A 26,717-nucleotide genomic window follows, 5' to 3' on the forward strand; every position below is an offset into this window, starting at 1 on the left:
TCAATCTACTGAGCCATTCTGAAAGCTTGTTCGTATCCTCTTTGATAAGCAACTTTCCATAACCATGCCGCCAAGTGTTCCTTGTTACGGATTTTCACGCTTTCTTTGAGCAGAAGCTTCCAGTCTGTTTTTGCATCCGGCAAGGGACCTGAATAGATGCCTAATGGTTGATATTTTTTGTATAGAAAAAAACTAGACTTTCCATATCCATAAGCCTGACGGTAAATATCAGCTAAGGTATGACGAAGGCGATAGTGGATCTTGAGGTCTGGGATATGATGCAGCTTCGTCCCAGCTAGCTGGACTCTCCAACTATAGTCAACATCATCGCCGATGAGTATGGACTCATCAAATCCGCCGATCGCTTCATGGACTGAGCGTTTAATCCCAACAGTATATCCTCCGGCAACGGCGTATTTCACAAAGCTGTTGTCCCTGATAATGCCATCTTCCCACCCGTCAATCAGTCTACCACCCGATCTAGCCTTGATTGCCCAAGGTTGGTTAAGTTTCTTGATCTCGCAATAGCCAGCTACGAAATCATACTCACAGAGTGCCTCCCCCATAGCCGCTACCCAACCAGGTCCTACTTCATCGTCAGCCTCGCAGAAGGCAAGAGCTTCGCTTGCAGCAGCCTGTGCGCCTACATTCCTGCCATGAGCCGCTCCTCGGCGGTCAGAGCAGTCAACTATCCGTAAATTCGGTAGCTTTTCCTGATACTGTTGTGCAATTGCTATGGTGCGATCGCTCGATCCGCCATCGGATATAATTACCTCCCAAGGCTCGGACCAGTGCTGGTTAGCTAAAGCTTCCAGTTGAGCGGCGATGGTACGCTCTGCATTAAAACAAGGGATAATAACACTCAGTTTCATTTTTACAAAATTATTAATCAGTTTTCTAATTTTTATTCTAACTTAGCTCATTAATCTGCGTTGAATGCACTACCTCAACTGACTTAAGTTGGTTTTGAAGGTTGCTGACTAATTGTCTTTCTGCTGCCAGCAATACCTCTAAATTTTTATTACTATTCTGTAACTCTTGGATAATTTGACTTTTTTCGGCTATTGCTGCATCTGACCTTTCTACCCATTGTCGCAACTCATGAGAACTTTGTTTTTCCTGTATTAAAGTTAATTGTAGTTTGGCAGCACTAATTGCCATATCCCATCTACTAATTATATCCTTAGCGACTTCCACAGCTTCAGAATCAGCATTAGCTAGGCGTTTATTTACTTTTTCTACATCCATAACTGCGAATAAATTTGCATAATAATATTGCTGCCTAATTGGTTCAGGTATCAGGCAAAAATTAGTCGGATTGAAGCTACAAAGAGTGTAACCAAAACTTTCTATAATCCTTCGTAATTCTCTTGTACTACTGCCAGCAGCTACAGCATTTGCTTCGGTAAATTCTATCATCAAAAGCGGAAACTTTCCAGCATTAATTGATTGATGCGCTCCTCTCAAAACGAATGTTTCCCATCCTTCAACGTCTATTTTAGCCAGGTCTACTCTATTAATATCTAAATTTTGTAATACATCATCTAATGGTAACTGTTCTACTAACAGTTTTTCATTACCTATGTAAGGATCTGTTTTCGTTGCTTTTGCAAAAGTGCTAAAAGCAGACATCCCTGGCTTACCTAACAAAAGTTCTCCACAACCTTTTGCCTCAGACAGACCCAAATTTAGTGCAGTAAAACAATCACAACCTACATTTTTAAGATTGTGTTCGTAGAGTTGAAAACATATTGGATTTGGGTCAAATCCTACTATTCTACCAGTATTGCACAATCGCTTTGCGGCAATACATGAAAAAAGACCCGCATGAGAGCCGCAATCAAAAAAAGTATCGCCTGGTCGCAAGTAGAGCCATAAAAATGCTTGTTCAGGTCCCTCAAAAATACCTTGCTCCAAGAATTGACCAACACAATCATTTGTTGGAGTACGTAAGACTCCAACATAAGGAATTTTAACATCAAAGTATCCTAGCTGCTGATTAGCGATTGAATATCGATTTATCCTGACAAACTCTAAATTTTCTTTTAGCCCTTCAGTTAATGAAGGGGTATAAACTAATCGAAATCCTTTATTAGTTAAATATTCTACAAGTTCTTCTTTACTTGTTACATTTTTATAGATAGAATTATTATAAACTTGAATCAAAATTTTTTGAATAGAATGAATATATTTACCTGCCCCCTTTAACACCTGGAATTCATAACCAGGAGCATTAATTTTTAGTAAATCTATTTCTGCAATTGTATTTTGCTTTATGAAAGTATCGAGACGAGTCACATTGACTTTTCTCGTCTTAAATTCCATTTCTTCCACGTTCGACTCTAAATTGCCAGTAGAGTATTTTGCTAAAAAAAATGATGTTAAATTACTTGTGTTTATATAAAAACTAGATTCACATTCTTGCTCTCCCATAGCTGTACAAAAAACGTGAATATTAGACTTGTTATGTGAGCAAATTTGTTCTACCAGTTCTGGAATTAGCTCAATTGCATAAACAATATTGTTTATATCTTGAGCAAATGGCATGGAAAATTTTCCATCATAAGCTCCTACGTCAACTATTATCATCTTGACCTCTGACATTTACTCGTGTAATTATATCATAATGGGGTTTAGAAAAATTTCAGAAAAATTAAAAATGAATCGATTAAATTTGAAGCCACTGAAGCAGTTTTGGGCCATCGCCAAACTTTACTGGCTTGGAGATGAGAAAATAGGTGCATTTGGTCTACTGCTGCTTATAGGGTTGTTGCTATTAGGCTACACAGCCTTGAGCGTAATATTGAACGAGCAACAGGGCAATTTAATTTCCGCCCTATCCAAACAAGACTCGCAGAGGTTCTGGCAAGCTGTACTCGTTTTTCTAGAGGTTCTAGTGGTTTATGTTCCACTTTATGCTGGATACGGTTATTTAGTGAATAAGCTAGGGATTTTCTGGCGGCGGTGGACGACGAGTTATTTTCTAGATAAATATTTAAAAAATCGTGGATTTTACTACCTGAGTTCAAATAAAGAAATTGACAATCCAGATCAGCGGATTTCTGAAGACATCAAAGGTTTTACTCAAAATGCTTTAGGTTTTTTTATATCGCTCATTCAAGGAGGGCTTCAACTAATTGCTTTTAGTGGGGTTCTCTGGAATATTTATAAACCTCTGGTCTTATTAATTGTAGCTTATATATTGCTCGGTACTGTAATAGTAATTGTAATTTTTGGTAAACCATTAGTTAGACTGCGTTTTGAACAGCTTAAAAAAGAAGCCAATTTCCGCTTTAGTTTGCTCAGAATCCGCGAAAACTCTGAGTCAATAGCTTTTTATCGTGGGGAAGTACAAGAGTCAAGCTATGCCAATAAGTTATTTAATGAGGTATTTGAAAATTTTAATCGCCTTATATTACGGGAGTTTAATTTGGGTTTACTAACCCATCTTTATCAATTTCTTCCCGTCCTGCTTCCAGCAATAATTCTGGCTCCTAAGATTCTGGCAGGAGACATGGAAATTGGTAAAGTTTCTGAGTCTATAGGTGCTTTTATGAGTGTTTTCAACGCCTTGAATTTTATTGTTTATCGATTTGAGTCTTTGACTGGATTCGTGGCTGGAATCGACCGATTGTACACCTTTAACCAGTACCTCGAACAACAAAATAAAGCTAAAAACAGAATAACAGTCCATATACCGACGATCGATACGGTCGAAGACTCCCGCTTGGCTATTAAGCAGCTGACGCTGCAAACCCCTAACTATTTAAGAACCCTGGTTAACAATCTATCTTTAGAACTGCAATCAGGACAAGGACTACTGGTAATGGGGGTGAGTGGCTGTGGTAAAAGTTCGCTGTTGCGGGCGATCGCAGGCTTATGGAATTCAGGTACGGGGACGATCGTCCGCCCTAATCTTAGTGAAATGCTGTTTCTGCCCCAGCGCCCCTACATGATTTTAGGTACACTACGCAATCAGCTAATTTATCCGAGTAATGAAAGTCAACTCAATGACGATCAACTACGTCGTGTTCTCGAACAAGTCGGCTTGCCAAACTTAGTTGAGAGATTCGGTAGTTTAGATGTAGAACAAGATTGGTCTGATGTCCTTTCCTTGGGAGAACAACAGCGGGTTGCTTTTGCCCGTCTCTTTATTACTAGACCTCGTTATGCCATCCTCGATGAAGCTACTAGCGCTTTAGATATCAAAAACGAGGAAAATCTGTACCAACATCTTATGAAAACCGGAACGACCTACATTAGCGTCGGGCATCGTCCGACTTTAGTGAAGTACCACCATTTATTACTAGAACTGCTAGAGAATGGAAGGTGGAAACTTAGTGGTTAGTGGTTAGTGGTTAGTGGTTAGCAACTACCAACCATCAATCAACAACTATCAACTATCAACTATCAACTATCAACTATCAACTACCAACTATCAACTACCAACTATCAATCCTATTCTCCATTACTGCTATTGGTAAATGCTTCTTTCAATGAGCGAGTACGCTCACGATAAACCGTAGGATTATCGAATGCTAAAGAAAGATTGATTCGGTGAGACTCCGGTTTCGTATTCGCAAAGCGAAAAGCATCAGTTTGATGAAAGGTACTCGCTGCAAACAACAGTGCGCGATTAGATTTGTAACTGACGCTGACCTTTTGACCTTTGGTATGATCTTTCATATACTCCTCTGACCAAAGATATGACAAAGGCATACCAGGCGGAGGTTCGGACTCACGTTTGACATCAAAAAAAATCAGACCACCCCCAGAGGAGTCTAAGTTGTACTGCTCTGGCGTCAGCCAGAGGTTTAAGGTTAAAGCCCCAATGTCGGAGTGTACCTTCCCAGAAGCATTCTTAGGGTACATGAGCGCCCAATGCTCAATCAACTCATACTCAGAGAACAGAGAGGGGCATTGCACTTTGAGGGATTGCGCGATCGCAAAAATTGTCTCGATACTAGGCCCCATATTGCTTACGACAGGTTGCCCCGTTTTATCCTGGTAGCGCCATCCTGGGTGAGTCAATAACTCTTGATGAAGCTGCTTGCAAACATCAGGTTCGAGGAAATCATCCATTACTGCATAATTGTAAGGCGCAGAAGCCTCGTAAGCTGCCAACACCGATTGCCACTCACATGGAGCGATAGGAGAATACGTTAATAAATTTTTACCCATGCAAGCCCTCCTTTTTCTTACTAAAAGCAGTTACGTCGCAATGACTCACCAAAAAACCTAGAAAATCATAGGGATGCTGTTGTGAATTAAGGCGATTTCCGTGAAATAAATTACCCAACGTAGGACGGGCATCTTGCCCGCGTCGCGAGCGTCTCGCTCGCACTACGGTACTAAACCTGGGACATTCTTGGATGGAAATCCCCTAAGTGTTTTTCTGGATACTAATCTTAAAACCTAGCTTACTTTCTATCGTCTTAAGTTCATCAATAGCGGGTACCATATTGGTTTGATCGTTCTGCCACTCCAGCAATTGCTTTTCCGGCTCTGTCATATCTCCTTGCCCAAACACCACATTCAACCAGTTAAACAGACCATCCACGCTCACATCATCACACTGAGTCGCCTGAGCCTTAGCCATTGTTTCAGTTTCAGGAATTGCTAACGCCATTTCCAACAACTGACGTAGCTTACTTTGGGGTGAGAGACACAAACACAGGAACATTAACATCTGTATTTGTCGGATTTCATCTCGATCCAGACCTCTAAACGACGTATCTTTTTTCTCGCCTGTATTCATAACTTTTTTCTCGCCTCTTGGTTTCTTTTGTCGCTGCTGATTATTTGACGGTAAAAGGCCATACTTTTATTGTTCTCGTTCCTACCCTAGAAATGGGAGCGCCAGTCATGGGGGCTGCTACCTTCCAAAATTTATTACAAAGGCAGCAGCCTTCTAGTAAAGCCTTCTCAGGCTCTAGCCTGGGAAGGAGCTTATGGGAGTTTTACCTCATCTGAATTGAGCAAAAACATCCTAAAAGGTGTGGGAGCTTCAATTTCCACTTTCTCTAGTTCGCTTACTTTGCTTTGTTTGCCTCCTTCGCCTCCTTTTGCAGTTGCTCATAGAATTCTGGAGAAACTGTTGGCATCATTGTTGGCGATGTGGGCATTATTGTTGGCGATGTGGGCATTATTGTTGGTTGTTGTGTTGGCGATGTGGGCTGCGGCGGTTTCATTTCTTTAGCGTTTACAGTTCCCACCTGCAAACCGCCAGCTAAGACAACAGCAAACAACACTGCTAGAATTGCTCGGAGCATCGGCTTAATTGTCACGTTCATTGTTTTTTCCCTTGTTAGTTCAGGACAAATATAAAGTAGTGACAATATCTACTGCATCTTCTCACCGCTTGCCACTACTATATAAATTTAACACTTATGCGGTGATTTATCCCTCTACCTCTGGAATATTTTTCATTTTTTATTCCTGAAGGTTTCTATTTAATAAGTTGGTAATAATTTTTCCATCCATTTACCAGAAACTTGAAATCCCAAACTCCACCTATTTGATTTTGTAGTATTAGCAATGCAATGCCAAAATAATTTGCTTGGCTCGTTTTCGATTTTAAAAAATCTGACTACTTTTCGCTTTTCTTCAAGGGTAACTAACTCTTTAGTTTTGGGATTCATGTAGCGGAAAAATGCTTCTCCCTCGTCATTAGGTTCAAAATAGTCAAAATCAACCAGATACATTCGCCAACCAGGTTGGGTTTCGTTGGTATGCCACAATCTATAGGAGTTTGGGGGATACCATAAGCTTCCAGAAAACCTCACATCAGTTGCAAAAAAATCTTCTAGGAGCTTGAGCAGCTTCACTTTTGTCCGAAAATAATCTTCATAAAGCGGATGCTCTACATAAGCGTCCAAGTTAATTAAGTGAAATGGACGCCATGCATATTCAGGTTTAGGTTCGGGGACATCTAAATAGGAATTTTGTAATTCTTCATACAACTGCTTAAATCCCGGTGAAGCTGGGGAGACATATGTAGACTTAAAATCTTCTTCCCGAAAGTTTTGTTCATACAAATTCAAATCCACCGTACTGGGCTTGATTTTGAGTTTTTCAAATTCTTGGGCTATTTCCTCAAACCCCGGAATCTCCGAGAATTCAAACTCATAATGATAAAATTGGGGAAAATTATTGCTAACGTCAGCATCAGAAGAGTTTGTGCGGAAAAGCGACTTGTTATTTTTTAGAGTAGAAGCAGTATCTGCTTGGGTGATATCTTCTAACGTAAAATAGTAGCCGTTCCTTGCTCCTAATTTAGTTAGTTCTTCCGGACGTGTGATTGCTTTAATTTCCTGTTGCAATTCTGATGAATTAAAGATGGCTTCATAGAAGTTAATTACAGCTTCTTTTGACATTACTACCTCAAAAAATTGTTCAATAAATTGTTGATTAATTAGTTCTGAATTCGCATCAAAAGTTTGATGGCATTAACATTACCTGCTAGGCGAGAATCGCTGAAAATCTGTTCGAGGTAATCCTTGGTAGCATTTACAGCTAAGGCTCGTGCTGTAGAAAATCCAGGGCGACTGTCATCGTCTTTGTTGAGTCCACTAGGGCATGTGAGGAAACCATGACGACACTTTCCTGGAGGAACGCCACAGATCTTGGATTCCAAATCGATGATGAAATATCCAGAAGTTAGTTGACTTAAGCCCGCACCACCTAAAGTCCCTGGATCTTTGGGACAGGTTGAGGTGTTTGCGTCTGCTCCGGAGAATATTTCTCGTCCTATTTTGGTGTTGATATTCGGGCTGCTATGACCGAGTTCTACCCAGTTGCTATGAGCATAAAAGTCTTGGACAGTATGTAAGGCAGTCCCTAAATTGTTACGGGCTGAGGTAGCTTGAGGAGAATCCGAGGTCACTTTGCTAATGACTTGGTCTTTGAGATCCATGACCCGTTTACTACCACCCGGAAAGTCTTCGTCGTCAAAATGCATCTCACTATTAAACTGATTGGGGAGATCGTCTGTATGATAATTTGCATCCAAAATTTGGTTGATAGCATAATCAGTAAATTTGAAAGTTTCACCGCTCGCAATCACTTGGAAATCACGGAACACCTCTTTGGTGATTTCCAAGTGAATTGGCTGCTTAAAAGCTAATGCTGGAGATGGCATTCCTATTATAAATATTAGAGATAACCAGCAGACAAAAATCAAGTTTTTTATCATTTTTTCTTTGGCTATTTTTAGACTCCTGTACATTTTGAGAGTATGCTCCTATACCTGTGAAGGTGGGTCAAGTAGTAGCGGTGAAGGGACGCGATCTGGATAAGCTAGCCGCAAAAAGTGCATTCCAATCCCTGCGATTCCAAGCATCAAATCAGGGAAAATATCGTTCGTATTCGCTCCGCAAATCCAGGTTCGCGCCTTCTCAAAATTACGCCACTGCGCCTGTGCAACCACATTGGCTTCCATCTGTAAGTAAGGTTCGTCCCTGAGCTTGGCAACCCGCAGGAATAGTTCAGCATTACCCGCTTTGCCGTGACATAACGAATCATTACCAAGTTTGCTAAAATTACGCACAGTTGCATTGAGCGCCATGTAAGCATCGCGCAATATATCGTCATCAGTTTTTCCTAAAGCTGCCCAACTCGCAATCCGGCTCAAACCGATTCCGGCTGCACCGTTGCACCAAGCGTTAGCAAAATGTTTCTGGTTTGGGTCTTCTGATGTAATCACGGATTTGCGTAAATCATACCAATCGTGCTGTTGTCGATCGAAGTGATTGGCTTCATAGGCAAACGCTTGACGAGCTGCTGTAATGTACTTCGGCTGATTGAGGTGGGAACCTAGCAAAATCAGCGCCCAACCGATGCCACTACCCCCATGAGAAAATCCGGTTAGATTGTCTCGCGCTAGTTCTGGTCGTCCACCACGCCAACTCAAGGTATCACCTCTGCGAGTTGCCTCCGCAAGCAGGTGTTCAGCGCACAGCACAGCACAATCTATTCCTTTACCGTCAGTCGCTGCTGCCAAATTTAGCATCACGGGAATGAGTCCGGCGACGCCATGAAGAATATCAAAGTATTGGTCTTGATGAATTCTGGCTTTAACTTCATCACTCAACTCTACCGCCAGATCAAGCAGTGCTGGTCGGTTCCACAGTTGAGCTAGGTGGGTCAATAAGTAAATCAACCCCCCTGTCCCTTTATAAGCTCCAACAAACGTAGTATCGCGTTGCTCTATGGCGTATGACAAGGCTCGCTCTGCGGCTTGGCGAAATTCTGGTTGTGGTTGAATAGCATCTAAATAAGCCAAAAATAGGCAGATTCCAGCAGAGCCATCGTAGAGATCGGCGCTGATATCCACAAGGCGTTTGCCAGTGGCGGTATAGTCGCAGGTTTGCCACGGAGCCTTACTGGTGTCAGGTTGGAGCAGTTCACACAATTGCCAGCCAATCTGTTGAGCATAGTTAACAGCTGAGGCAATGAAATAGGGGCTATTAATTTCTTCAGGAGATAAACTGGTATAAATATACTGATTTTGGATGATTCGGTTTTCTGTAGACAACTTCTGAATCCGTCGGCAGGCGTTATCCACAGGTGTAATTGCTACTATATTAGGCAGTGTTTGTTGATAGTTAGCAATCAAATCTTGGCTATTGGCGGCTTTGGTAGTAAAGATGGGGATATCTAATTGCCACATTGCTGCTAGTTCCATCTGTGCCAACTCTCCGTCCTCGTCCCACTGCCGATGGTGTTCTTTTAAAGTATTGAAAAGCAAATCTACTTCCAGTGGTTCGGAAAGACATTTTGGATGTCGCGCAGCAATGATTAATTTAGCATATGCCTGTGTTCCCCAATTTAAAAAGCGCACCGAGGAGGATGAGAACAAGTCTGTGATGAGCGCTTGTGCCTGCTGTGGGTTTTGTTGAAACCACTCATAAACTCGGTTAAACCCCTCCACAATTTCGTTTTTATAATCCTGGGGTTGTACAAGCTGACCTTTGTAATAAATGCGATTGGTGGCTTCAACTTCAATCCGTACCCCGCCTTGATGTTCGATTCCCACGGCGAATGACATCCGATGGTCGTTCACCTTAGGGACGGTATAGGAGAGTTCGTAAGATTCGCCACCACTGTAGCCGCTAATCCTCATCTGTTTGCCATCATCAGCATCATCACGAGGCCATTCCAACATGGCAGTCTTAAACACTGAATCAAAGACTGTTCCGAGTGATTTATCCATGCCGTGAGGAACCGCTTCTAAAACTGTTTCACAGTCACATATAAAAGCGTTACCATCAGTTGCCAGAATGTTTTCATGATGGAGATCGCCCCCGCCGAGGACATGGAAAATACCTAAAAATCCCCCAAGTTGCTGGTAGAATCGCTCAACGGCTTGCTTGCTATCGACATAATTTTTTTCTGAGGGGATAAACTCAGCATAGCCATAGTCCTCTTTACAAAGAACTTTATAAGTCGCAAACTCAACAATTTGATGCTGAATAAAATGTTCTAGCAAACCTTGCATCGCTGCTTCCGATTCAACACAGCGAGGCTTGTAAACAATAGTGGCGGGTTCGCAATTGTTCAGTTCAAGTTCCACAATCACGACACTCTTACCACCGCCATGATAATCAGAGTTGCCTAATTTTAAGGATTTAATCGCTGAAATAGTTTTACCTTCAAAGAAAGTCGCACTCAGTTGGTGGCGATCGCAACTCAAACGTTGCAACAGTTCTTCCCCCTGATGGCACACAAAAAAGGTGATTTGTGCTAACCAACGTCCCAGCATGGGAAACTGACAATAAAAACGATGATAATCCTCCTGGGTATGAAAGGTTTTTTCCAGATAGGCAATATAGGCATCAGGATTATCAGTTGATTTGTCAATCTTGTTTTGAGAGCAGTAAATATTGATATTAGCTTCCAGCGCCCAGGCTAGGTGCATATCAAACCGATTCAGCAAGTAAAGCTCAATATCAGTCACTACCTGCTGATGAATCTGACAATTGTCGCCAGATGCATCGACTGCATCGCAAAAAGGTTGCAAAGTTTTGTGCAACAATCGCAAAAACGGTTCGCAAACTTTAGCAAATTTTCCGTAGTAAATTTCTTTTTTGTACCACTCACTTTGGCAAAATTTGTCTTGTGGTAAATCCAAGGTTGCCGTTGCTGCTTGGTACACTTGCAACCATTGACGATGAAGTTCGATGAAAACTAATTTGTCTGAATCAGATAAATTGTCTAAATTTCGTTCAGCTAATTTATAGTCAGTGAGCAGCTTTTGTAAATCATCTATGAGCGATTGACTAATGGTTCCTTTCTCAAAAGCTTCCTTAACTGGCTGTACAGCTAATTTACTTGTTAATTTCTTTATGTTCCAGTTATCCAGAGGACTCAGAGGTGTTTTCCATCCCGCCTGTGTCTTGCTTTGAGATAGTTTTTGGACGATTATACTCCGCTCTGTTAGGTTGCTAGCACGGCACGCTAATTTGATAAAAAAAGAATCATTGGGCATAGTCATCTCATACCAAGTTGCAGTCTAATATCTAAATTTAGAACCGAGATATTTTCCAATTTTTTTGCGTCTCGGTCAACTTTTCAGCTATCTTTCTGACACCAACGGTTTTTCTTGAAACCTGGCTAGGAACACAAGCGCCCTGTACTGCTAGCCAGGTGATTGCTTTAGGCTAATCAAATTAACCTTTTGGATTACTCAACCAATTTACTTGGTTGTTCCATCACAGACGATGGTCAGGGGTCCTGCGCTACAGGTAGATGCACACTGTGCCATGATGTCAAGTTGCCCTAAAGCATCGTTTAACAACTCCACGAAGGATTCGTCCTGCTTCTGGACTGACATCGGTAGGGAAAACTCCATGTCTACATTTATACCAAATGCTTCTGGATGATTCCGAAGCTCAGTGGAGAAATCGGCATCAATGGCAGCCATCTGTAGTAGCTGTTCCAAGTATTCTATTGAGGGTTTTGTTTGTAAAGTCACGGACATAAACTTCGCTCCTTAGACTGAATTTGCGAGAGTCTTTTCAGTATTTAGATATCATGATGATATCTATAATAAAAAAGAATAACACAACAATGCCTAAACAGTTATCGCCATAAAATAATATAATAACTTTTACCATCATTCATCAGTTTTACTGTACTCACAGCCGGATATGCCCCAACAATCCTTTAGTGACATATAGCTAGGGGCTAGGGGCTAGGGGCTAGGGGCTAGGGGAAGAAGGGTTTAGAATCAAGGGTTTCAGGAATTCAGAATGGCTTAACCGCCTTGGCGGTTGCTATATCACAATAATGGCAAAAGAACTTAACGATAGAAGATCTGAAAGGCTTGAGTTGCCGTTGTCAATAATGAGAAGAAAATGACTAATCCAAGCCTGATTCGATCGGTCCATAAAATCAAAGGAAACGCACCTCTACTGCTGGATGACTCCCAGAAGGTTTGGGTAGTTCAGTCTGGGACGCTGGCGCTGTTTGCCACCAGAGTTGAGGCGGGAGAACCGATAGGCGATCGCCGCTATTTATTTAGTGTAAGTGCAGGCGAAGCATTGTTTGGCATTGCTGAGTCAGAAAAACTCAAAACGACCTATAAAATTCTGGCAGTTGCAATTGAAGAAACCGAACTTTTACAATTAGATATTGCAGATGTTGCCGCACAAGTAGCAACAGTCGATCTAGAAGTAATTTATTTATTGGAAAACTGGATAAAACATTTAAGTCAACTGATTGCTGCCCTGGCTATATCAACCCCTGGCGCAAAAGTGCCAGTGTCAGCTTTGGCTAACAAGCAATTATCTAAAGGGCAAATACTACAGGCATCTTCCAAAACAGTAACCTGGGTTCGCGTGACTAAAGGCAGTGCTGCTTGGATGGGGAAGGAAGAATTAATCCTAGATCAAAATTCTCCAAGTTTTCCTCTCGCTGCTTTGACGTGGTTCGAGGCAATTAAACCACTTGAAGTTTATATCTATACAATAGAAAATATCGAAAAATTAACAAGCAGTTTAGCATTGTTTCATGCTAATTTCTGCTGGCATCTCCATACAGCATACGAACAGAAAACAGAGGCAGAATTTCAGCAGTTTCAGCAATTACAGCAGCTAAATCTTCAGGTAACCGAAGGTGCTTTAGACTCGTTAGCTTCTGCTTTAAAGCGACAACCAGATACCTTGTTTTCTGAAGAAACGCCGCTGCTAATCGCTGCTGGGGCAGTGGCTAGGGCTGTGGGGATAACAATTCGATCGCCAGCACAATCGGAAAAATTATCTCTCAGAGATCCAGTAGAAGCGTTGGCTATATCTTCCCGAATTCGTACTCGTCGAGTACTGCTAGTTGGTGATTGGTGGCGACAAGAACATGGCCCTTTGTTGGCGTTTACCCAAGATAATCGTCCAGTCGCTTTGTTAATCGATAAAGGCAAAGGTTATCGCTATGTATTATTTGACCCAGAATTGCGTACTCGGACGCTAGTAAATGATGCGATCGCATCCACTCTAGCACCAACAGCTTATATGTTTTATCGGCCTTTTCCACAAGCGATCGACAAGGCTTTTGAGGTGTTCCGCTTTGGGATTAAAGGTTATGAAATAGACACGCTAAAACTGATGGCAGTGGGAATTATCGGAACGCTGCTAGGAATGGCAACGCCCCAAGCAACGGCGATTTTAATTAATAACGCTATCCCTAACGGCGATCGCCTGCTGTTGTTACAAATTGCGCTTGGACTGTTAGCTGTATCCTTTGGCAAGACAATATTTAACCTGTATCAAGGTTTAATTGCTCTGCGTGTTTCTAATGGGATTAATCTGACATTACAAACTGCTATTTGGGACAGAATGCTGAGATTGAGTCCGTCTTTAATTCGCCAATTCACAACGGGCGATCTGTTGGTGCGGATTATGTCCGTCACTCAGATATATAGCATTGTCAGCGGTGCAACTCAACGCACTTTGTTGACAGGAATATTTTCTCTGCTAAATCTAGGACTGATGTTTATCTATAGCGTACCGCTAACTCTAGTGGGATTGGCGGTTACTTTTGTAGCTGTTATTTTAACAATAATTTCTAGTTTCATATTGTTACGCAAACAGCGGCGACAAGAGACACTCGGTGGGGAAATTCAGGGGCTAACTGTACAACTGATTAACGGCGTGCCGAAACTGCGAGTAGCGGTGGCGGAAGAACGGGCGTTTGCGACTTGGGCGAAAAAGTACAGCGAACAAAATCAACTTAATCTAGAAATTATCCGAATTAATGATATTGTTTCTGTTTTTAATGAATTACTTTCATTAACCAGTTCTATTTTGCTTTATTGGTTTGGATTTGCCGCAATTCAGAGTACACAAGCCGGGGAAGGCAATTTGACTCTAGGCACTTTTTTGGCTTTCAGTTCTGCTTTTGGAACATTTTTTGGGGGCGTAACTTCTCTGAGTAATACGCTGATTAATATTATAGAAATTACGCCTTTATGGGAGCGGGCGCAGCCAATTTTGCGGGGTAAGTTAGAATCTGATGAAGACAAAGCCGATCCAGGTTCTCTGAAGGGTCATGTAGTTTTAGATAATGCGGTCTTCCGCTATCGGGAGGATGGGCCACCGATCCTCGATCGCGTCAGTATTTACGCGGAACCGGGAGAATTTGTGGCGATTGTAGGCCCATCAGGCAGTGGAAAATCAACGATTTTTCGATTGTTATTGGGTTTTGAGACTCCCCAGAGCGGGAAAATATATTACGACTCTCAAGATTTAGCTGGATTGGATTTCCAGGCGGTAAGGCGACAGTTGGGAGTTGTGCTGCAAAACGGTCGAATGATGCAAGGCTCGATTTTTGATAACATCACCGGCGGGGCATTAGTATCGGTGGATGAAGCGTGGTCAGCGGCGCGGATGGCTGGTTTGGCCGAAGATATCCAGCAAATGCCGATGGGGATGTATACTGTGGTGAGTGAGGGCGGCACTAATCTTTCTGGGGGTCAGCGACAGCGGCTTTTAATTGCGCGATCGCTCGTCCTCAAACCGCAAATCATCTTACTGGATGAAGCAACTAGCTTTTTGGATAACCGCACGCAAGCGATCGTCACTGAAAGTTTAGAAAAGTTGAATGCTACCAGAATAGTCATTGCCCACCGCATCAGCACTATCCGTCACGCAGACCGAATCTACGCGATCGAAGGGGGTCGGGTTTTGCAGGTGGGTTCTTTTGATGAACTGATTAAGCAGCCTGGACTATTTGCCCGACTGGTAGCACGACAGTTAGAGTGAGTTGTACTTGTTTATCTAACCTCTGATTGTAGAACAGGCTGTTGCTGCGTTGAGACTCGATATTCAACTACAGGTTCTTGGGCAATGTTGTCCAACTTAAGAGTTTTTAATAGCTCTGCCCATTTAGCTGCTACAGCTCCATCATTAGGATTGGCTCGACGTAACCCAGCTACGATTGCAATAGCATCAGACCAGAAGTTATTGCTTGCATAAACAGCAGCACGGTCTAAGGGATCTGAATTTTTTAACTGACTGGCGATAGTCTCGTCGGGGTTGACTCGTTTAATCGAACCATCCACGTGGATATCAGCGGTGCGATCGCCAGAGTTAGGAATAATGGCAAAATACCAACGGTAAGTCTTCCCTATTTCTAGGGATTTTATTTTACTGTCAGCAGGAAGGCTGACACCAATCACGCCGGAATCGCCATTAGTCGCGAACTTTGTTTCGTAGATCGGCTGGTCATTTTCATCACTCAGTACAAACTCCACCATTTGTGAAGTCTGCGTTTTAGGAACATAGAAAAAGAATGTCGGCGTTTGGGCTACAGTTAAGCTCTGGTTATTTTCTGGAACCAGCGCAACTAGAGGTTTTTCACTGAAACCCTGTTCTGGCCCGCGAGTGCCACCCCCAACTCTTCGTCCTGGAATACCCATTCTCTCTTGAGAGGAGTCTTGTGCCAGCACATGATTTGGCCAGCCGTAGGAAAGCAAGGTGAGTGTAGATGTCAAACCGATGGCTGCAATAGCCTTATACAAGAGTATTTTAGACATACATGATAAACCAAGTCTTTAAAGCTTAGTATAAACCTGTAATCAAGGCAATGACTTCGGTAAAACTACCTATATTTGTTTTATTGCCAACATATCAGTCTTAAGACTTAAAAATTTAAAATTTTTTTAATTTTTCAAGGTGGGAAAAGTGGGTTTTTATTATATTTAAAGATTTCATAAAGTAAACCTTAAGAAATTGCGAACACTTACTCTGTAAAGCTTACTCTAAGTTAGAGTAGCTTAATTTTTTCCCACTTTAGATAGATGAGCTTTTCCCACTTTGATTTTACAAGACCAAAGCCTTCATGGCAATAAACTGGGATCGGTGTGCAAAAATAGTATAAGTCGCCTGCCCTTTTTTAAAGCTATGTTTAGTAGTAATTAATGCTCCACCTTTATGACAGCTAAGCTTTCTTGGAAAAATAATTGGCTGTTGCCTGCAATGACAAAGACAAACCAGCGTGCTAGAGCCAAAATCTGTCACGTAGCAGCCCTGATCTTGCAACAACCAGTTTTGATTAGCAGCATACTGGTTGCGGGTTTGGTGCTAGGAGTTAGGCAAGTTGAAGTTTTACAACCTCTGGAACTGATGGAATTCGATCGGATGACCCAGTTAAAACCGGAAGACCCGCCAGATCCGCGAATTTTGGTAGTCGAAGTTACAGAAGCAGATATCCAAGCCCAAAAACAATGGCCTCTTTCCGATCGCACTGTCGCTAAACTGTTATCAAAGCTACAATCTTATCAACCTAAAGTCATTGGTTTAGATATACATCGCGATTTACCCCGCCCACCAGGTCATGCAGAACTGGTTAAGCAACTTCAAGCGCCAAATGCGATCGCAATCTACCAGCTGGGCGATACCGATAGCACAGGTGTCCCGCCACCTCCCGGCGTTCCAAAAGAACAAACTGGTTTTAATGACTTTGTTCTCGATCCGGATGGAGTAATACGCCGGAATTTTATGTATACTTCTATACAAGCTCACAAACTTTATTCATTTTCTCTACGGTTGAGCCTCAGCTATTTGAAAGATGCCAAGATTGCCTTGAAAGCTAATCGTAACGCTCTCCAATTGGGCAAAACAGCTTTTATAGCCTTGGATGCCAATTCAGGCGGGTATCAAAATATTGACGCCCAAGGTTACCAAATACTGGTAAACTATCGGCGTAGGAAAGTAGCGCCCCAGGTCACGCTGACACAAGTTTTGAACGGCGAGATCGATCGCAATTTAGTGAAAGACAAAGTAGTGCTGATCGGCACCACAGCACCGAGTGGAAAAGATTTGTTCTTCACTCCCTACAATCCAGCCGATCGCAAAAAAGCCCTTACACCCGGCGTGTTAGTCCATGCTCAGATGGTAAGCCAAATCCTGAGCGCCGTACTAGATGCTAAACCTCTGTTTTGGTTTTGGCCCCAATGGGCCGAAGCCTTATGGGTGTGGGGTTGGTCGCTGGTAGGGGGAATGCTGGCGTGGCGTCTTCGGCATCCCTTATCCCTGGGAATAGCCGGAACTGTAGCCATAGCAGGATTATTTGGAATTTGCTTCGCTTGTTTTCTACAGGCAGGATGGGTGCCCTTCATAGCGCCTGCACTGGCATTAGTAATCACAGGCGGCAGTATGGTGACTTATCAGTTATTTCATCATGCTTTTTACGATTCCTTAACAAGTCTACCAAACCGAACTTTATTCCTGAAGGAGGTAGACAAAGCAATTGCTCGTACCAAAGGGCACGATAACTTTTTATTTGCCGTCATCTTTCTGGATCTCGATCGCTTTAAGTTTGTCAATGAAAGTCTCGGACATCAATTTGGCGATCGAATGTTACTTGCCGTCACCCAAAGGTTAAAAGCATCTCTGCGTTCTACAGATACAGTAGCGCGGATTGGGGGAGACGAATTTGCCATCCTGCTTGAAGCCATTATCGATGTCAATCAGGCAACAGTTGTAGCCGATCGATTGCAAAGGGAACTGACTTTGCCATTTAACCTAAAAGGGCAAGAAATCTTCACAACAGCCAGCTTTGGCCTTGCTTTTAATCAGATCGGTCATCACCATCAACCAGAAGAACTGCTGCGAGATGCCCACACAGCGATGTATCGCGCTAAAGCATTAGGCAAAGCACGCTATGAAGTTTTCTCTACGGGGATGCACACCCAAATAGTCACGCGCTTGCAGTTGGAGACTGACTTGCGTCGGGCTGTTGCTTCTATGACACAGGGAAAGAACCACGAATTTCTAGTCAACTACCAGCCGATCGTATCCCTAGCCACAGGTAAGATAGCAGGTTTTGAAGCACTGATGCGCTGGCAGTCCCCCGAAGGCAAATTCATTTCTCCAGCAGAGTTTATTCCCGTGGCGGAAGAAACTGGATCGATCGTACCTCTCGGTAAGTGGATATTGCAGGAGTCTTGCCGTCAGTTGCATATTTGGCAAAAACTATTTCCCATGCAGCCACCCCTAATGATGAGCGTTAACCTTTCCGGTCAACAGTTTTCCCAACCGGATTTAGTCGAACAAATTGAAAAAATTCTCAAGGAAACAGGACTGGACGGTCATAGTGTGAAACTAGAAATCACAGAAAGTATGGCAATGAACGATGTTGAATCCACCATTGCCATCATCTTGCGCCTTAAAGCATTAAACCTGCGATTTAGCATCGACGATTTTGGTACTGGTTATTCATCTTTGAGTTATCTACACCGCTTTCCTGTAGATACATTGAAAGTCGATCGTTCCTTTGTCAGCCGCATGGATAATACTAGCGAAGATGCTGCGATCGTCCAAACTATTGTCATGCTCAGTCATAACTTAAGCATGAACGTAGTTGCCGAAGGTGTAGAAACAGCACCACAAATGGAAAGGCTTCGCGCACTGCAATGCGAATACGGACAGGGCTATTTCTTTTCTAAGCCAATGAATAGCGAGGCAGCAACAGCGTTTCTGGCTTCACAACCGCAGTGGTGATGACAGTGGCTTGTAGGCGAATGAGGTACAATAAGATGATTTTCTTCATAGCGAAAGTAGGGGCGGGTTTAGCAGATAAGTAGGTGGGTATAATTAAACGTAAAACTGCGGGCCACAGAAACCCGGTTTCTTGGAGAAACCGGGTTTCTGGATGTTCAGTTTATTTACGACCACCTACTTAATTTGTGGCTAACCGATCGGAACCATGACAAAACCCGCCCCTACAATTTATAGCTAGGGAGTAGAAGCTAGAGTGCCAGTCCAGTAACAAAAAGTACAAAGTCTAAAATCATGAATTATTTACAACGAGGAAGCTCAATTTTAGGAATTGCAATATTAGTGGGCGGAATTACTACCGCACCTTATGCCCAACAAGTAGCCCAAACTAGGGCCGAAGATTTTTATAACCAAGGTGTAAGTAAGACCCAGAGAGAAGATTACCGAGGGGCGATCGCAGATTTGCAAAGAGCTGCTAATTTATTTACCCAACAGAGAAATCCCGCAAATGCTTATAAAAGTAAAGCCGTTGCTATCTATTTGCAATTAGTCCAACAAAGACTTCAGCCTACTTCCAGTTCTCAATCCCTGCCAAGTTGGTACAAAACAGGTAAGTGTTTAGGCGAACCTACTTGTCAATACGCAATTACTTGGATCGATCCAGAAGTCGAAAAAACGGCTTTTGGGGGTATATTAATCTTAGAAAAAGAATTGCGAATGCAGAAAAAGCCCGATGGTTCTGGCCAAGCTGTTCAGGCAATTTTAGATGTTCGGGTATTACCAAAACTTCGCCCAGAAGAAATGTTAAATAGTAACTGCGAGTTAACAAGGAAAGCAGACCCGCAAATTTTGGCTATTGTCCAAATTCAGGGATTTGAAGATCGGGATTTGTACACAAAAGTGAGGCAAGCGTGGCGGGCGAATTTAAGCACTGAAAAAATTGACTCATTTCCTACTACAAATATTACCTGCATTAATCCATGTCCTGGCGGTTGTTGAAAAGCTTTTTTTATTTACGACAAGATCCAAGGGTTTCACTAAAATGTTTTTGGCAATATTGTCGCTCTCTATTCCCATAACAATAGAGAAGGTAGCACTTCTGAATGCGCCAACCGAAGCAACTCGTAGCCAATACCAGAAGTTCCTTGAAAGAAACTGGGACTAAATACAGAATTAGGTAAATTGGGAAACTGATATCCACCTACTTGTTCTGCACGTAGCACTCCCCAAGCCGCTCTTTTTTCCGCAGCTTCTCGTAATTCGGAACGAGATAATTTTTGGGCAGCCACTAACAGCATCTCTATGCGGCCAAAGTTACCGCAGCATACGCAGTCCGCATCATGCAAACTATGCTTTTGCGTAGTCTGCAAAGCAATTTCCACATCTTGATATATTTGATCTGTTGCTAAAATTGACAAGCCACCCATTCGCGCCAAACCAATCCCCGCAGCTCCATGACACCAACTCACCATAAACCCAGGTTGACCGTTTTGTTGAGCAAAATCTCGTAAATCTGGCCAGTTGGCGGCTACAGGAGAAAAAACGCTCTGCTCATAAGCAATGCCTTCACAAGCTGCTTCTAAATAAGCTTTGTTTTGCGTCACAGCATAGAGTCGCAGCAGCGCATAAGCAATACCCGCCGCACCGTGAGAGAAACCCGTATACGCCTTCTTACCCAAAATTTTCCAAGCTTTCGTAGCACCATTAATGCTAATTTGATGCTCTAGCAAATGCTGACCGCAAATTATAGCGCGTTCTAAAACTTTTGGCTCTTTTATTTTAGCATATAGTGCCAATAATCCTAATATTGCACCAGCGGAACCGCCAAGAGTATCAAATTGTCGATCGCTTGTAATTAGTTCTGCGGTAATCAGATTAGCAATTCCCAAAGCATCTTCTAAAAGTGACGCTTCTCCCAGGAAATGACTTGTTCTAACTAATGTGTAAATCATCGAACCTAGCCCCGTTGCACCGCCAATTCCACAGCGCACAAATCGGCGTGTAGACTCAAAATCTGCGGTTCGCAAAAATTTGCGAATTGACTGTAAAGCTCCTAAAATTAAATCCCGAAATTGGTGATTGCCTTTGACATAATCCAATGCTGCCAAAAATAAAGCAATGCCGCAATTGCCGTTATAAAAATCTTCAGGTAAAGGCATCATTTGAAACCGTTCGGCATTGGGAATATAGGCAAAGCTAATCCATTTGACACTACCATCATTACCCCAGATTGCCCGTTTCTGAATTTCTGTGGCTATGCGCGTCGCTTCTTCTAGTAATTGTTGGCTGCTGAGGGGCTGAATTTGTCCGAAGTCAGCTATATTGGTAATGCGATCGCTTTTTTTATTTGGCACTAACCTCGCATAAAAAGAGCCTTTTATAATCTCGATTTGTTGAGCTAAATCTTTTTCATTCAAGGTTTGTATCTGAGTTAAAACTTGCTGATAACTGGGTTCTTGAAAGTAATGTTCGATTGGTTTTTGTAAACCAATTGTGAGGTTATTGCTGTTAGGATATGCGGCAAAATAGGGAATATCTAACTGCTCCATAGCTTTCAATTCTGCATTAAAAATTGGCCACGAATCAGGCTTTTTGGGAGCGACGAGAAAAGCACGGGAGAGGATGTCTAGTTCGATGCTGCGATCGACTCCATCCCGAAGAAATTTGGGAGATTGAATTTTTTGTAGAATTGTCCAATAAATCCTTGTAGCCCGAAAAATAAAGCGCGATCGCTTATTTTTTAGCGCCGCCAAAGGACTATCTTGTGCTAGGAGAACTTCTCGCCGCTCGATTAAAAATCGATACATTTGTTCAAAACCAGACACAATTTTGTCGAGATAGTCATTGGGCGAAAGGGGAATCCCATTTAAGGTTGGAACATTCGTGGGGACTGGATTTTGGGTATTGGGTACTTTGTCCTGATTTTGCTCTTTTGCGATTAACTGTTCGTCAATACCGCCGAGAGCGCTAACATCGTAGGCAAGGCGATTATTTTTGGCAAATTCCCAACGCGGTAATAATCCTGTGCGTAGTACGGATTCGGAAAACTGTAAGGTTACAGATGCTTCTGCTGCTGTTGCTTCTGGTAATTCAGCAATAAGATTTACCTCTTGGTGCATCAAAGTTTCCATGTCAATTAGCACCAAATGTTCGCCGTTGGCAATTAGATTTTCTCTATGACAATCAACTACTCTAAGTGCATATAGGAGACACAGCAACATTCCGGCTCGGTGATAAAAACGTTGTGCTGCTGCTTCATTTTCACAGGGTAGATGTTCTACATATTCAACCCAACCATAAGTTTTGCGATCGCATACTTTTAAAACTTTGAATGGTAAAGGTATATCCTGCCGATCGCACCAGCCTAAAAACTGAGTATAAGCTGCTTCTGCACCTAAGTCTTTGGGTTTGTAAACAAGCTTCAGTCCGCACTCAAAGGTAATCGCAATCACGCTTGTGCCGCCATTGTGAGGATCGGAGAGAGAAGACTTAATTTCAATTACTTTTCCCAATTCATCATTAGTAATTCGTAATTTTTCTTCGTTCCTCTGTTGTGGTTGAAATATTTTCTTAATTTCTAAGAGATCGGCTTTTAGGCTTTGCAAAAACGCGGCTGTTGCTTCTCCCCAAAAATCAATGGCAACTGCCATTAATCGACCGAGTACTGGATATGTTTGGAAAAAAGTCAATAGCCCATCTTGCAAAAGTTTCTGCACGAAAGCTTCATACTGAACTTTGATTTGAGCCTTATCTGTTGATGATTGTGCCAAAACATTAAGAATAGTTTGCCCTAGCGGACGATAACGGGTGAATTCATATTCGAGGGTTTTGCCGCTGAGATTGAGAAGTTGATCGAGTAAGCTGCGTTCTAGAGTTAGGTAGGCTGATTCCGAGAGCAGTTCTAAGGGGAGATTGTCTGGAGATAATGAGGTAAAACCGAGACGAGTTAATAGTTTCTGTCGCGCAACTAAGAGGGCGGGTAGTAAAATTTCTGCAAATAGTATAGGGTTGTTTTTATCAATGGGTAATGGCTGATTTGTTTTTTGTGGTTGGTGATTGACAAACGAGTGGGCGGTTTGTATAATTTGCTTTAAGGTTTCTGCCCATGTTGGCAAAGTGCGATCGCCTATAGTAGGATGCGATCGCAAAACCCGACTTACTTGAGCCACTTCCAAACCATCCCACAGCAACCGTTTCTGAAACTTCTCCCAATTTCCTTGGGCTACCACCTCACACCATCGCGTCAGAATGCGATCGGCCCTCTGCGCTTCGTTAACTTGTGTAACATCAGGGGTCAGTGATTCGATCCTCAGACGTTCTGATAGAGAGCTAGCTTGGGCGACTATTTGTGCTAGAGTAAACTGAGTTATTACCATAATTTCAAGTTTCCATCCCTGAAAGGGATTTTAGATGGTTCATGAATTGCTTAGCTACCCGCCGCTAGAGCCATTGGGTCGTTGAGAAAGCAGGTACTGCCAAACCTGGGTGACCTCAGCCTGCATCTCCCTAATGGCAGCTCTATCTGCTTCTGCGTTTTCTACCAGCCTGTTGATAGCGCTATCTGTGGATTCTGCCCACCGGCGAACCGTCTGGTAGAACTCTTCTAAGTCTTCTCTCTGGGCCAAACGCGCATCCCGTTCGTTAATCAGGTTAGTCGCCATATTGTCGAGTATTCGTTCGATACGGTCTAGTCGTTGTTGTTTTGGTGTTTGGGTCATTGATATTTACTACAATCCATTGACATTCCACATTTACCTAATCTCTAATTTAACCAAAAAAACTTCGTGCAACTTGGCGAATTTCTCAAGGAAGAACATGATATTCTGACCAAAAGGACGGTAAAGTAGCAGACTTCATAATTGATCGTAGTCCATCGACTGCCCTTGTCCTTGAGCAATTTGTTGTTTTGCTTGTCTAGCTGCTTCTACCAGTTTACTTTGGGTTTTCTGAAAAGATTGATTCCACCGCCATTCATCTTGAGAATCAGCAATGTATTCTCGTAAATGCTCAATAATTCGTTCTTGTTGTGAATCAGGTAGAGATTCTAAAATTTTAACAATAGTTGCTATATTTTCTCTTAACATTGTGGCTCTTAGTTATTTAGTGGTTGATGAAAAGTTTCAATCCCTGAAAGGGATTTTAGTCGATTTCCAGCGCTCCCGGCAATAGGTGTTCCATCCCGCCGCTTGTAGTTTCAATCCCTGAAAGGGATTTTAGTCGATTTCCAGTTGGAGGTTTCGAGTGGCAACTCAGCGTCGAAATCGTTTCAATCCCTGAAAGGGATTTTAGTCGATTTCCAGCGTAAACTTTGACATTGTTCTGTATCAAAGCTGGTACGTTTCAATCCCTGAAAGGGATTTTAGTCGATTTCCAGCGTCTGTAAGGTTGGATGAAAAACCAGCAGAGGATGTTTCAATCCCTGAAAGGGATTTTAGTCGATTTCCAGGGCTGGTAATTGGAGCTTACTTAGGATTTACGAAGTTTCAATCCCTGAAAGGGATTTTAGTCGATTTCCAGATCCGTTGCTGAGAAGCGGCTAATTGAAGCTGCTGGTTTCAATCCCTGAAAGGGATTTTAGTCGATTTCCAGCAAATCTTCAGCTTCGTCAACAATCCAAATTTGCGTTTCAATCCCTGAAAGGGATTTTAGTCGATTTCCAGCAGGCAAGCCGTAGTCAGCATCCCCGAAATATCCGTTTCAATCCCTGAAAGGGATTTTAGTCGATTTCCAGTTATTCTCTGTCAAGGTCGCCTCAAATCCTTGCTCGGTTTCAATCCCTGAAAGGGATTTTAGTCGATTTCCAGCTGGCGGATGCGCCGGAGATGGATGGGCAAAATCAGTTTCAATCCCTGAAAGGGATTTTAGTCGATTTCCAGCTCAGGGAAAGTGAAGAGAAGATTGTGGCCATACTGTTTCAATCCCTGAAAGGGATTTTAGTCGATTTCCAGTCATTAATTCCTGGATCATTAATTCCTGGATCTGTTTCAATCCCTGAAAGGGATTTTAGTCGATTTCCAGGAATCAAGAAAAAATTAGAGGAGCTTCATGCAACTGTTTCAATCCCTGAAAGGGATTTTAGTCGATTTCCAGGTTTGACTTCTCTTACTATTAAAATAGCTTTGAGAGTTTCAATCCCTGAAAGGGATTTTAGTCGATTTCCAGCTACACCCCCGAACAGTGGGAGATGGAATATGTTTCAATCCCTGAAAGGGATTTTAGTCGATTTCCAGCCCAGTGCGGGTTTGCTTCTTCGGCGACTTGTTTCTGTTTCAATCCCTGAAAGGGATTTTAGTCGATTTCCAGGCGAGTAATCTGCCCGAAGCGATGCTCATTGCGAGGTTTCAATCCCTGAAAGGGATTTTAGTCGATTTCCAGGCTTTAATTGCCAAATCCAAAATATCAATTAGCTCGTTTCAATCCCTGAAAGGGATTTTAGTCGATTTCCAGGTATCGGCGTCAAACCCCAGTATTAACTCTGCTCCTGTTTCAATCCCTGAAAGGGATTTTAGTCGATTTCCAGCTGCGATCGCCTGTACTCAAGTAGCGCCTTCACTGTTTCAATCCCTGAAAGGGATTTTAGTCGATTTCCAGTTGCAGCTTACTCGCCTCCTAGCTGCTGGTGTCAGTTTCAATCCCTGAAAGGGATTTTAGTCGATTTCCAGATGGTATGCAGAAGTGTGGGGTGTAGGTGGTTATGAGTTTCAATCCCTGAAAGGGATTTTAGTCGATTTCCAGCCTCGGCACTTGCCGAGGAGGATTGGTCGCTATTCGTTTCAATCCCTGAAAGGGATTTTAGTCGATTTCCAGTTCAGAGTCCAGAGGCTGACGGGATGGGATTTGGGTTTCAATCCCTGAAAGGGATTTTAGTCGATTTCCAGTTTACAAACCACTCGTGCTTCACCCACCCGTTCCTCTCTTGTTTCAATCCCTGAAAGGGATTTTAGTCGATTTCCAGTCCCTCCGAGGACTCCGGTCACCCCATTGACAAACCTGTTTCAATCCCTGAAAGGGATTTTAGTCGATTTCCAGCTGTATTTAATTTCATTCGGTAAATCTAAATCTCCCGTTTCAATCCCTGAAAGGGATTTTAGTCGATTTCCAGACAATTGGAAAGTTTCGGGAAAACCACCAGTTTATAGTTTCAATCCCTGAAAGGGATTTTAGTCGATTTCCAGTTTTATTTCCTTTGTTAAGCGGGGTAACTTTGTTGAAAGTTTCAATCCCTGAAAGGGATTTTAGTCGATTTCCAGCAAATAGGAGCGTTATGTACACAGGCGGATTTTTGAGTTTCAATCCCTGAAAGGGATTTTAGTCGATTTCCAGTATTGCGCTCGCGCTGTTGATGGTTCCGCCTCAAGTTTCAATCCCTGAAAGGGATTTTAGTCGATTTCCAGTTCCACAAGCCTCACGCCCTTTTGGTCGCGCACAATTTGGTTTCAATCCCTGAAAGGGATTTTAGTCGATTTCCAGATTTCCCGGCATCCGTGCCGGACTGAACAACGTAGTTTCAATCCCTGAAAGGGATTTTAGTCGATTTCCAGCGGTGGAGCAAACCCAGTGATCGCTGCATCCCCCTGTTTCAATCCCTGAAAGGGATTTTAGTCGATTTCCAGGAGTGGTTTCGCCCTGGTCACCTTGTCCCCCGTGGGTTTCAATCCCTGAAAGGGATTTTAGTCGATTTCCAGAGGAGAAGTATATGCTTCTAGTCAAAAAAGGAAACGTTTC

At 42.7% G+C, this 26,717-nt stretch carries 17 protein-coding genes and 1 CRISPR repeat array (1 of these 18 running past the window's edge); of the genes, 4 read left to right on the forward strand and 13 right to left on the reverse strand.

From position 1 onward, the window contains the following. Positions 1 to 5: 5 nt before the first annotated feature. Both LAY41_RS24010 and LAY41_RS24015 read right to left on the reverse strand, forming a co-directional pair. On the reverse strand, positions 6 to 872 hold the full coding sequence (locus tag LAY41_RS24010; protein ID WP_249103573.1) for a glycosyltransferase: 867 nt from the start codon (positions 870 to 872) through the stop codon (positions 6 to 8). A 37-nt stretch (positions 873 to 909) separates the two neighbouring features. Then, positions 910 to 2,589, reverse strand: coding sequence for an FkbM family methyltransferase (locus LAY41_RS24015; RefSeq protein WP_249103575.1), 1,680 nt, complete (start codon positions 2,587 to 2,589; stop codon positions 910 to 912). A gap of 70 nt (positions 2,590 to 2,659) precedes the next feature. On the opposite strand from LAY41_RS24015, the gene LAY41_RS24020 reads away from it, so the two are divergent. Further along, positions 2,660 to 4,348, forward strand: coding sequence for an ABC transporter ATP-binding protein/permease (locus LAY41_RS24020; protein ID WP_249103576.1), 1,689 nt, complete (start codon positions 2,660 to 2,662; stop codon positions 4,346 to 4,348). A gap of 110 nt (positions 4,349 to 4,458) precedes the next feature. Here the strand turns inward: LAY41_RS24020 and LAY41_RS24025 are convergent, their stop codons facing one another. From LAY41_RS24025 to LAY41_RS24055, 7 genes are all read right to left on the reverse strand, one after another. Then, positions 4,459 to 5,181: a hypothetical protein gene (locus LAY41_RS24025; protein WP_249103577.1), complete on the reverse strand. Its 723-nt coding sequence runs from the start codon at positions 5,179 to 5,181 to the stop codon at positions 4,459 to 4,461. Between the two features lie 202 nt (positions 5,182 to 5,383). After that, complete coding sequence (locus LAY41_RS24030) at positions 5,384 to 5,758, reverse strand: DurN family substrate-assisted peptide maturase (protein ID WP_249103578.1); 375 nt, start codon at positions 5,756 to 5,758, stop codon at positions 5,384 to 5,386. A gap of 274 nt (positions 5,759 to 6,032) precedes the next feature. Continuing rightward, a complete protein-coding gene (locus LAY41_RS24035; protein WP_249103579.1) occupies positions 6,033 to 6,293 on the reverse strand; it encodes a hypothetical protein in 261 nt (86 codons plus the stop codon). 159 nt (positions 6,294 to 6,452) lie between these two features. Then, positions 6,453 to 7,376 (reverse strand): Nif11-like leader peptide family natural product precursor, encoded by a 924-nt coding sequence (locus LAY41_RS24040; RefSeq protein WP_249103581.1) that lies wholly within the window; start codon positions 7,374 to 7,376, stop codon positions 6,453 to 6,455. Positions 7,377 to 7,414: 38 nt separating this feature from the next. Further along, positions 7,415 to 8,140 carry a Het-C domain-containing protein gene (locus LAY41_RS24045; RefSeq protein ID WP_249103583.1) on the reverse strand — a complete coding sequence of 242 codons (726 nt, stop codon included), beginning with the start codon at positions 8,138 to 8,140 and terminating at the stop codon, positions 7,415 to 7,417. 102 nt (positions 8,141 to 8,242) lie between these two features. Next, entirely contained in the window at positions 8,243 to 11,488 is a 3,246-nt protein-coding gene (locus LAY41_RS24050; RefSeq protein ID WP_249103585.1) for a type 2 lanthipeptide synthetase LanM family protein, read from the reverse strand. A gap of 207 nt (positions 11,489 to 11,695) precedes the next feature. Beyond that, positions 11,696 to 11,980, reverse strand: coding sequence for a cinnamycin family lantibiotic (locus LAY41_RS24055; RefSeq protein ID WP_249103587.1), 285 nt, complete (start codon positions 11,978 to 11,980; stop codon positions 11,696 to 11,698). A 376-nt stretch (positions 11,981 to 12,356) separates the two neighbouring features. Between LAY41_RS24055 and LAY41_RS24060 the strand changes: the two genes are divergently transcribed. Beyond that, the gene (locus LAY41_RS24060) at positions 12,357 to 15,254 is read left to right on the forward strand and encodes an NHLP bacteriocin export ABC transporter permease/ATPase subunit (protein ID WP_249103589.1); all 2,898 of its coding nucleotides are present in this window, start codon (positions 12,357 to 12,359) and stop codon (positions 15,252 to 15,254) included. Positions 15,255 to 15,265: 11 nt separating this feature from the next. Here LAY41_RS24060 and LAY41_RS24065 read toward each other — a convergent pair whose 3' ends face one another. Next, positions 15,266 to 16,027: a DUF928 domain-containing protein gene (locus LAY41_RS24065; RefSeq protein ID WP_249103591.1), complete on the reverse strand. Its 762-nt coding sequence runs from the start codon at positions 16,025 to 16,027 to the stop codon at positions 15,266 to 15,268. Positions 16,028 to 16,424: 397 nt separating this feature from the next. Between LAY41_RS24065 and LAY41_RS24070 the strand changes: the two genes are divergently transcribed. Both LAY41_RS24070 and LAY41_RS24075 read left to right on the forward strand, forming a co-directional pair. Continuing rightward, positions 16,425 to 18,995: a CHASE2 domain-containing protein gene (locus tag LAY41_RS24070; protein ID WP_249103593.1), complete on the forward strand. Its 2,571-nt coding sequence runs from the start codon at positions 16,425 to 16,427 to the stop codon at positions 18,993 to 18,995. 291 nt (positions 18,996 to 19,286) lie between these two features. Then, a complete protein-coding gene (locus LAY41_RS24075; RefSeq protein ID WP_249103595.1) occupies positions 19,287 to 19,991 on the forward strand; it encodes a hypothetical protein in 705 nt (234 codons plus the stop codon). Positions 19,992 to 20,059: 68 nt separating this feature from the next. Here LAY41_RS24075 and LAY41_RS24080 read toward each other — a convergent pair whose 3' ends face one another. The 3 genes from LAY41_RS24080 to LAY41_RS24090 form a co-directional block, all read right to left on the reverse strand. Beyond that, the gene (locus LAY41_RS24080) at positions 20,060 to 23,368 is read right to left on the reverse strand and encodes a type 2 lanthipeptide synthetase LanM family protein (RefSeq protein WP_249103597.1); all 3,309 of its coding nucleotides are present in this window, start codon (positions 23,366 to 23,368) and stop codon (positions 20,060 to 20,062) included. 54 nt (positions 23,369 to 23,422) lie between these two features. Then, entirely contained in the window at positions 23,423 to 23,710 is a 288-nt protein-coding gene (locus LAY41_RS24085) for a hypothetical protein (protein ID WP_249103599.1), read from the reverse strand. 135 nt (positions 23,711 to 23,845) lie between these two features. Next, the gene (locus LAY41_RS24090; protein ID WP_249103600.1) at positions 23,846 to 24,076 is read right to left on the reverse strand and encodes a hypothetical protein; all 231 of its coding nucleotides are present in this window, start codon (positions 24,074 to 24,076) and stop codon (positions 23,846 to 23,848) included. A gap of 33 nt (positions 24,077 to 24,109) precedes the next feature. Then, positions 24,110 to 26,717: direct repeats of the CRISPR family, unit length 37 nt; unit sequence GTTTCAATCCCTGAAAGGGATTTTAGTCGATTTCCAG; it runs 254 nt beyond the window's last position.

Source organism: Argonema galeatum A003/A1 (assembly GCF_023333595.1).
GTDB classification, from domain to species: Bacteria; Cyanobacteriota; Cyanobacteriia; order Cyanobacteriales; family Aerosakkonemataceae; genus Argonema; species Argonema galeatum.

Excerpts from the sequence above, each read along its gene's own strand:
- LAY41_RS24035 (WP_249103579.1), bottom strand. The coding sequence starts at position 6,293 with ATGAACGTGACAATTAAGCCGATGCTCCGAGCAATTCTAGCAGTGTTG.
- LAY41_RS24015 (WP_249103575.1), bottom strand. The coding sequence starts at position 2,589 with ATGATAATAGTTGACGTAGGAGCTTATGATGGAAAATTTTCCATGCCA.
- LAY41_RS24080 (WP_249103597.1), bottom strand. The coding sequence starts at position 23,368 with ATGGTAATAACTCAGTTTACTCTAGCACAAATAGTCGCCCAAGCTAGC.
- LAY41_RS24045 (WP_249103583.1), bottom strand. The coding sequence starts at position 8,140 with ATGCCATCTCCAGCATTAGCTTTTAAGCAGCCAATTCACTTGGAAATC.
- LAY41_RS24085 (WP_249103599.1), bottom strand. The coding sequence starts at position 23,710 with ATGACCCAAACACCAAAACAACAACGACTAGACCGTATCGAACGAATA.
- LAY41_RS24060 (WP_249103589.1), top strand. The coding sequence starts at position 12,357 with ATGACTAATCCAAGCCTGATTCGATCGGTCCATAAAATCAAAGGAAAC.
- LAY41_RS24030 (WP_249103578.1), bottom strand. The coding sequence starts at position 5,758 with ATGAATACAGGCGAGAAAAAAGATACGTCGTTTAGAGGTCTGGATCGA.
- LAY41_RS24090 (WP_249103600.1), bottom strand. The coding sequence starts at position 24,076 with ATGTTAAGAGAAAATATAGCAACTATTGTTAAAATTTTAGAATCTCTA.
- LAY41_RS24070 (WP_249103593.1), top strand. The coding sequence starts at position 16,425 with ATGACAGCTAAGCTTTCTTGGAAAAATAATTGGCTGTTGCCTGCAATG.
- LAY41_RS24025 (WP_249103577.1), bottom strand. The coding sequence starts at position 5,181 with ATGGGTAAAAATTTATTAACGTATTCTCCTATCGCTCCATGTGAGTGG.
- LAY41_RS24020 (WP_249103576.1), top strand. The coding sequence starts at position 2,660 with ATGAATCGATTAAATTTGAAGCCACTGAAGCAGTTTTGGGCCATCGCC.
- LAY41_RS24075 (WP_249103595.1), top strand. The coding sequence starts at position 19,287 with ATGAATTATTTACAACGAGGAAGCTCAATTTTAGGAATTGCAATATTA.
- LAY41_RS24065 (WP_249103591.1), bottom strand. The coding sequence starts at position 16,027 with ATGTCTAAAATACTCTTGTATAAGGCTATTGCAGCCATCGGTTTGACA.
- LAY41_RS24010 (WP_249103573.1), bottom strand. The coding sequence starts at position 872 with ATGAAACTGAGTGTTATTATCCCTTGTTTTAATGCAGAGCGTACCATC.
- LAY41_RS24050 (WP_249103585.1), bottom strand. The coding sequence starts at position 11,488 with ATGCCCAATGATTCTTTTTTTATCAAATTAGCGTGCCGTGCTAGCAAC.
- LAY41_RS24040 (WP_249103581.1), bottom strand. The coding sequence starts at position 7,376 with ATGTCAAAAGAAGCTGTAATTAACTTCTATGAAGCCATCTTTAATTCA.
- LAY41_RS24055 (WP_249103587.1), bottom strand. The coding sequence starts at position 11,980 with ATGTCCGTGACTTTACAAACAAAACCCTCAATAGAATACTTGGAACAG.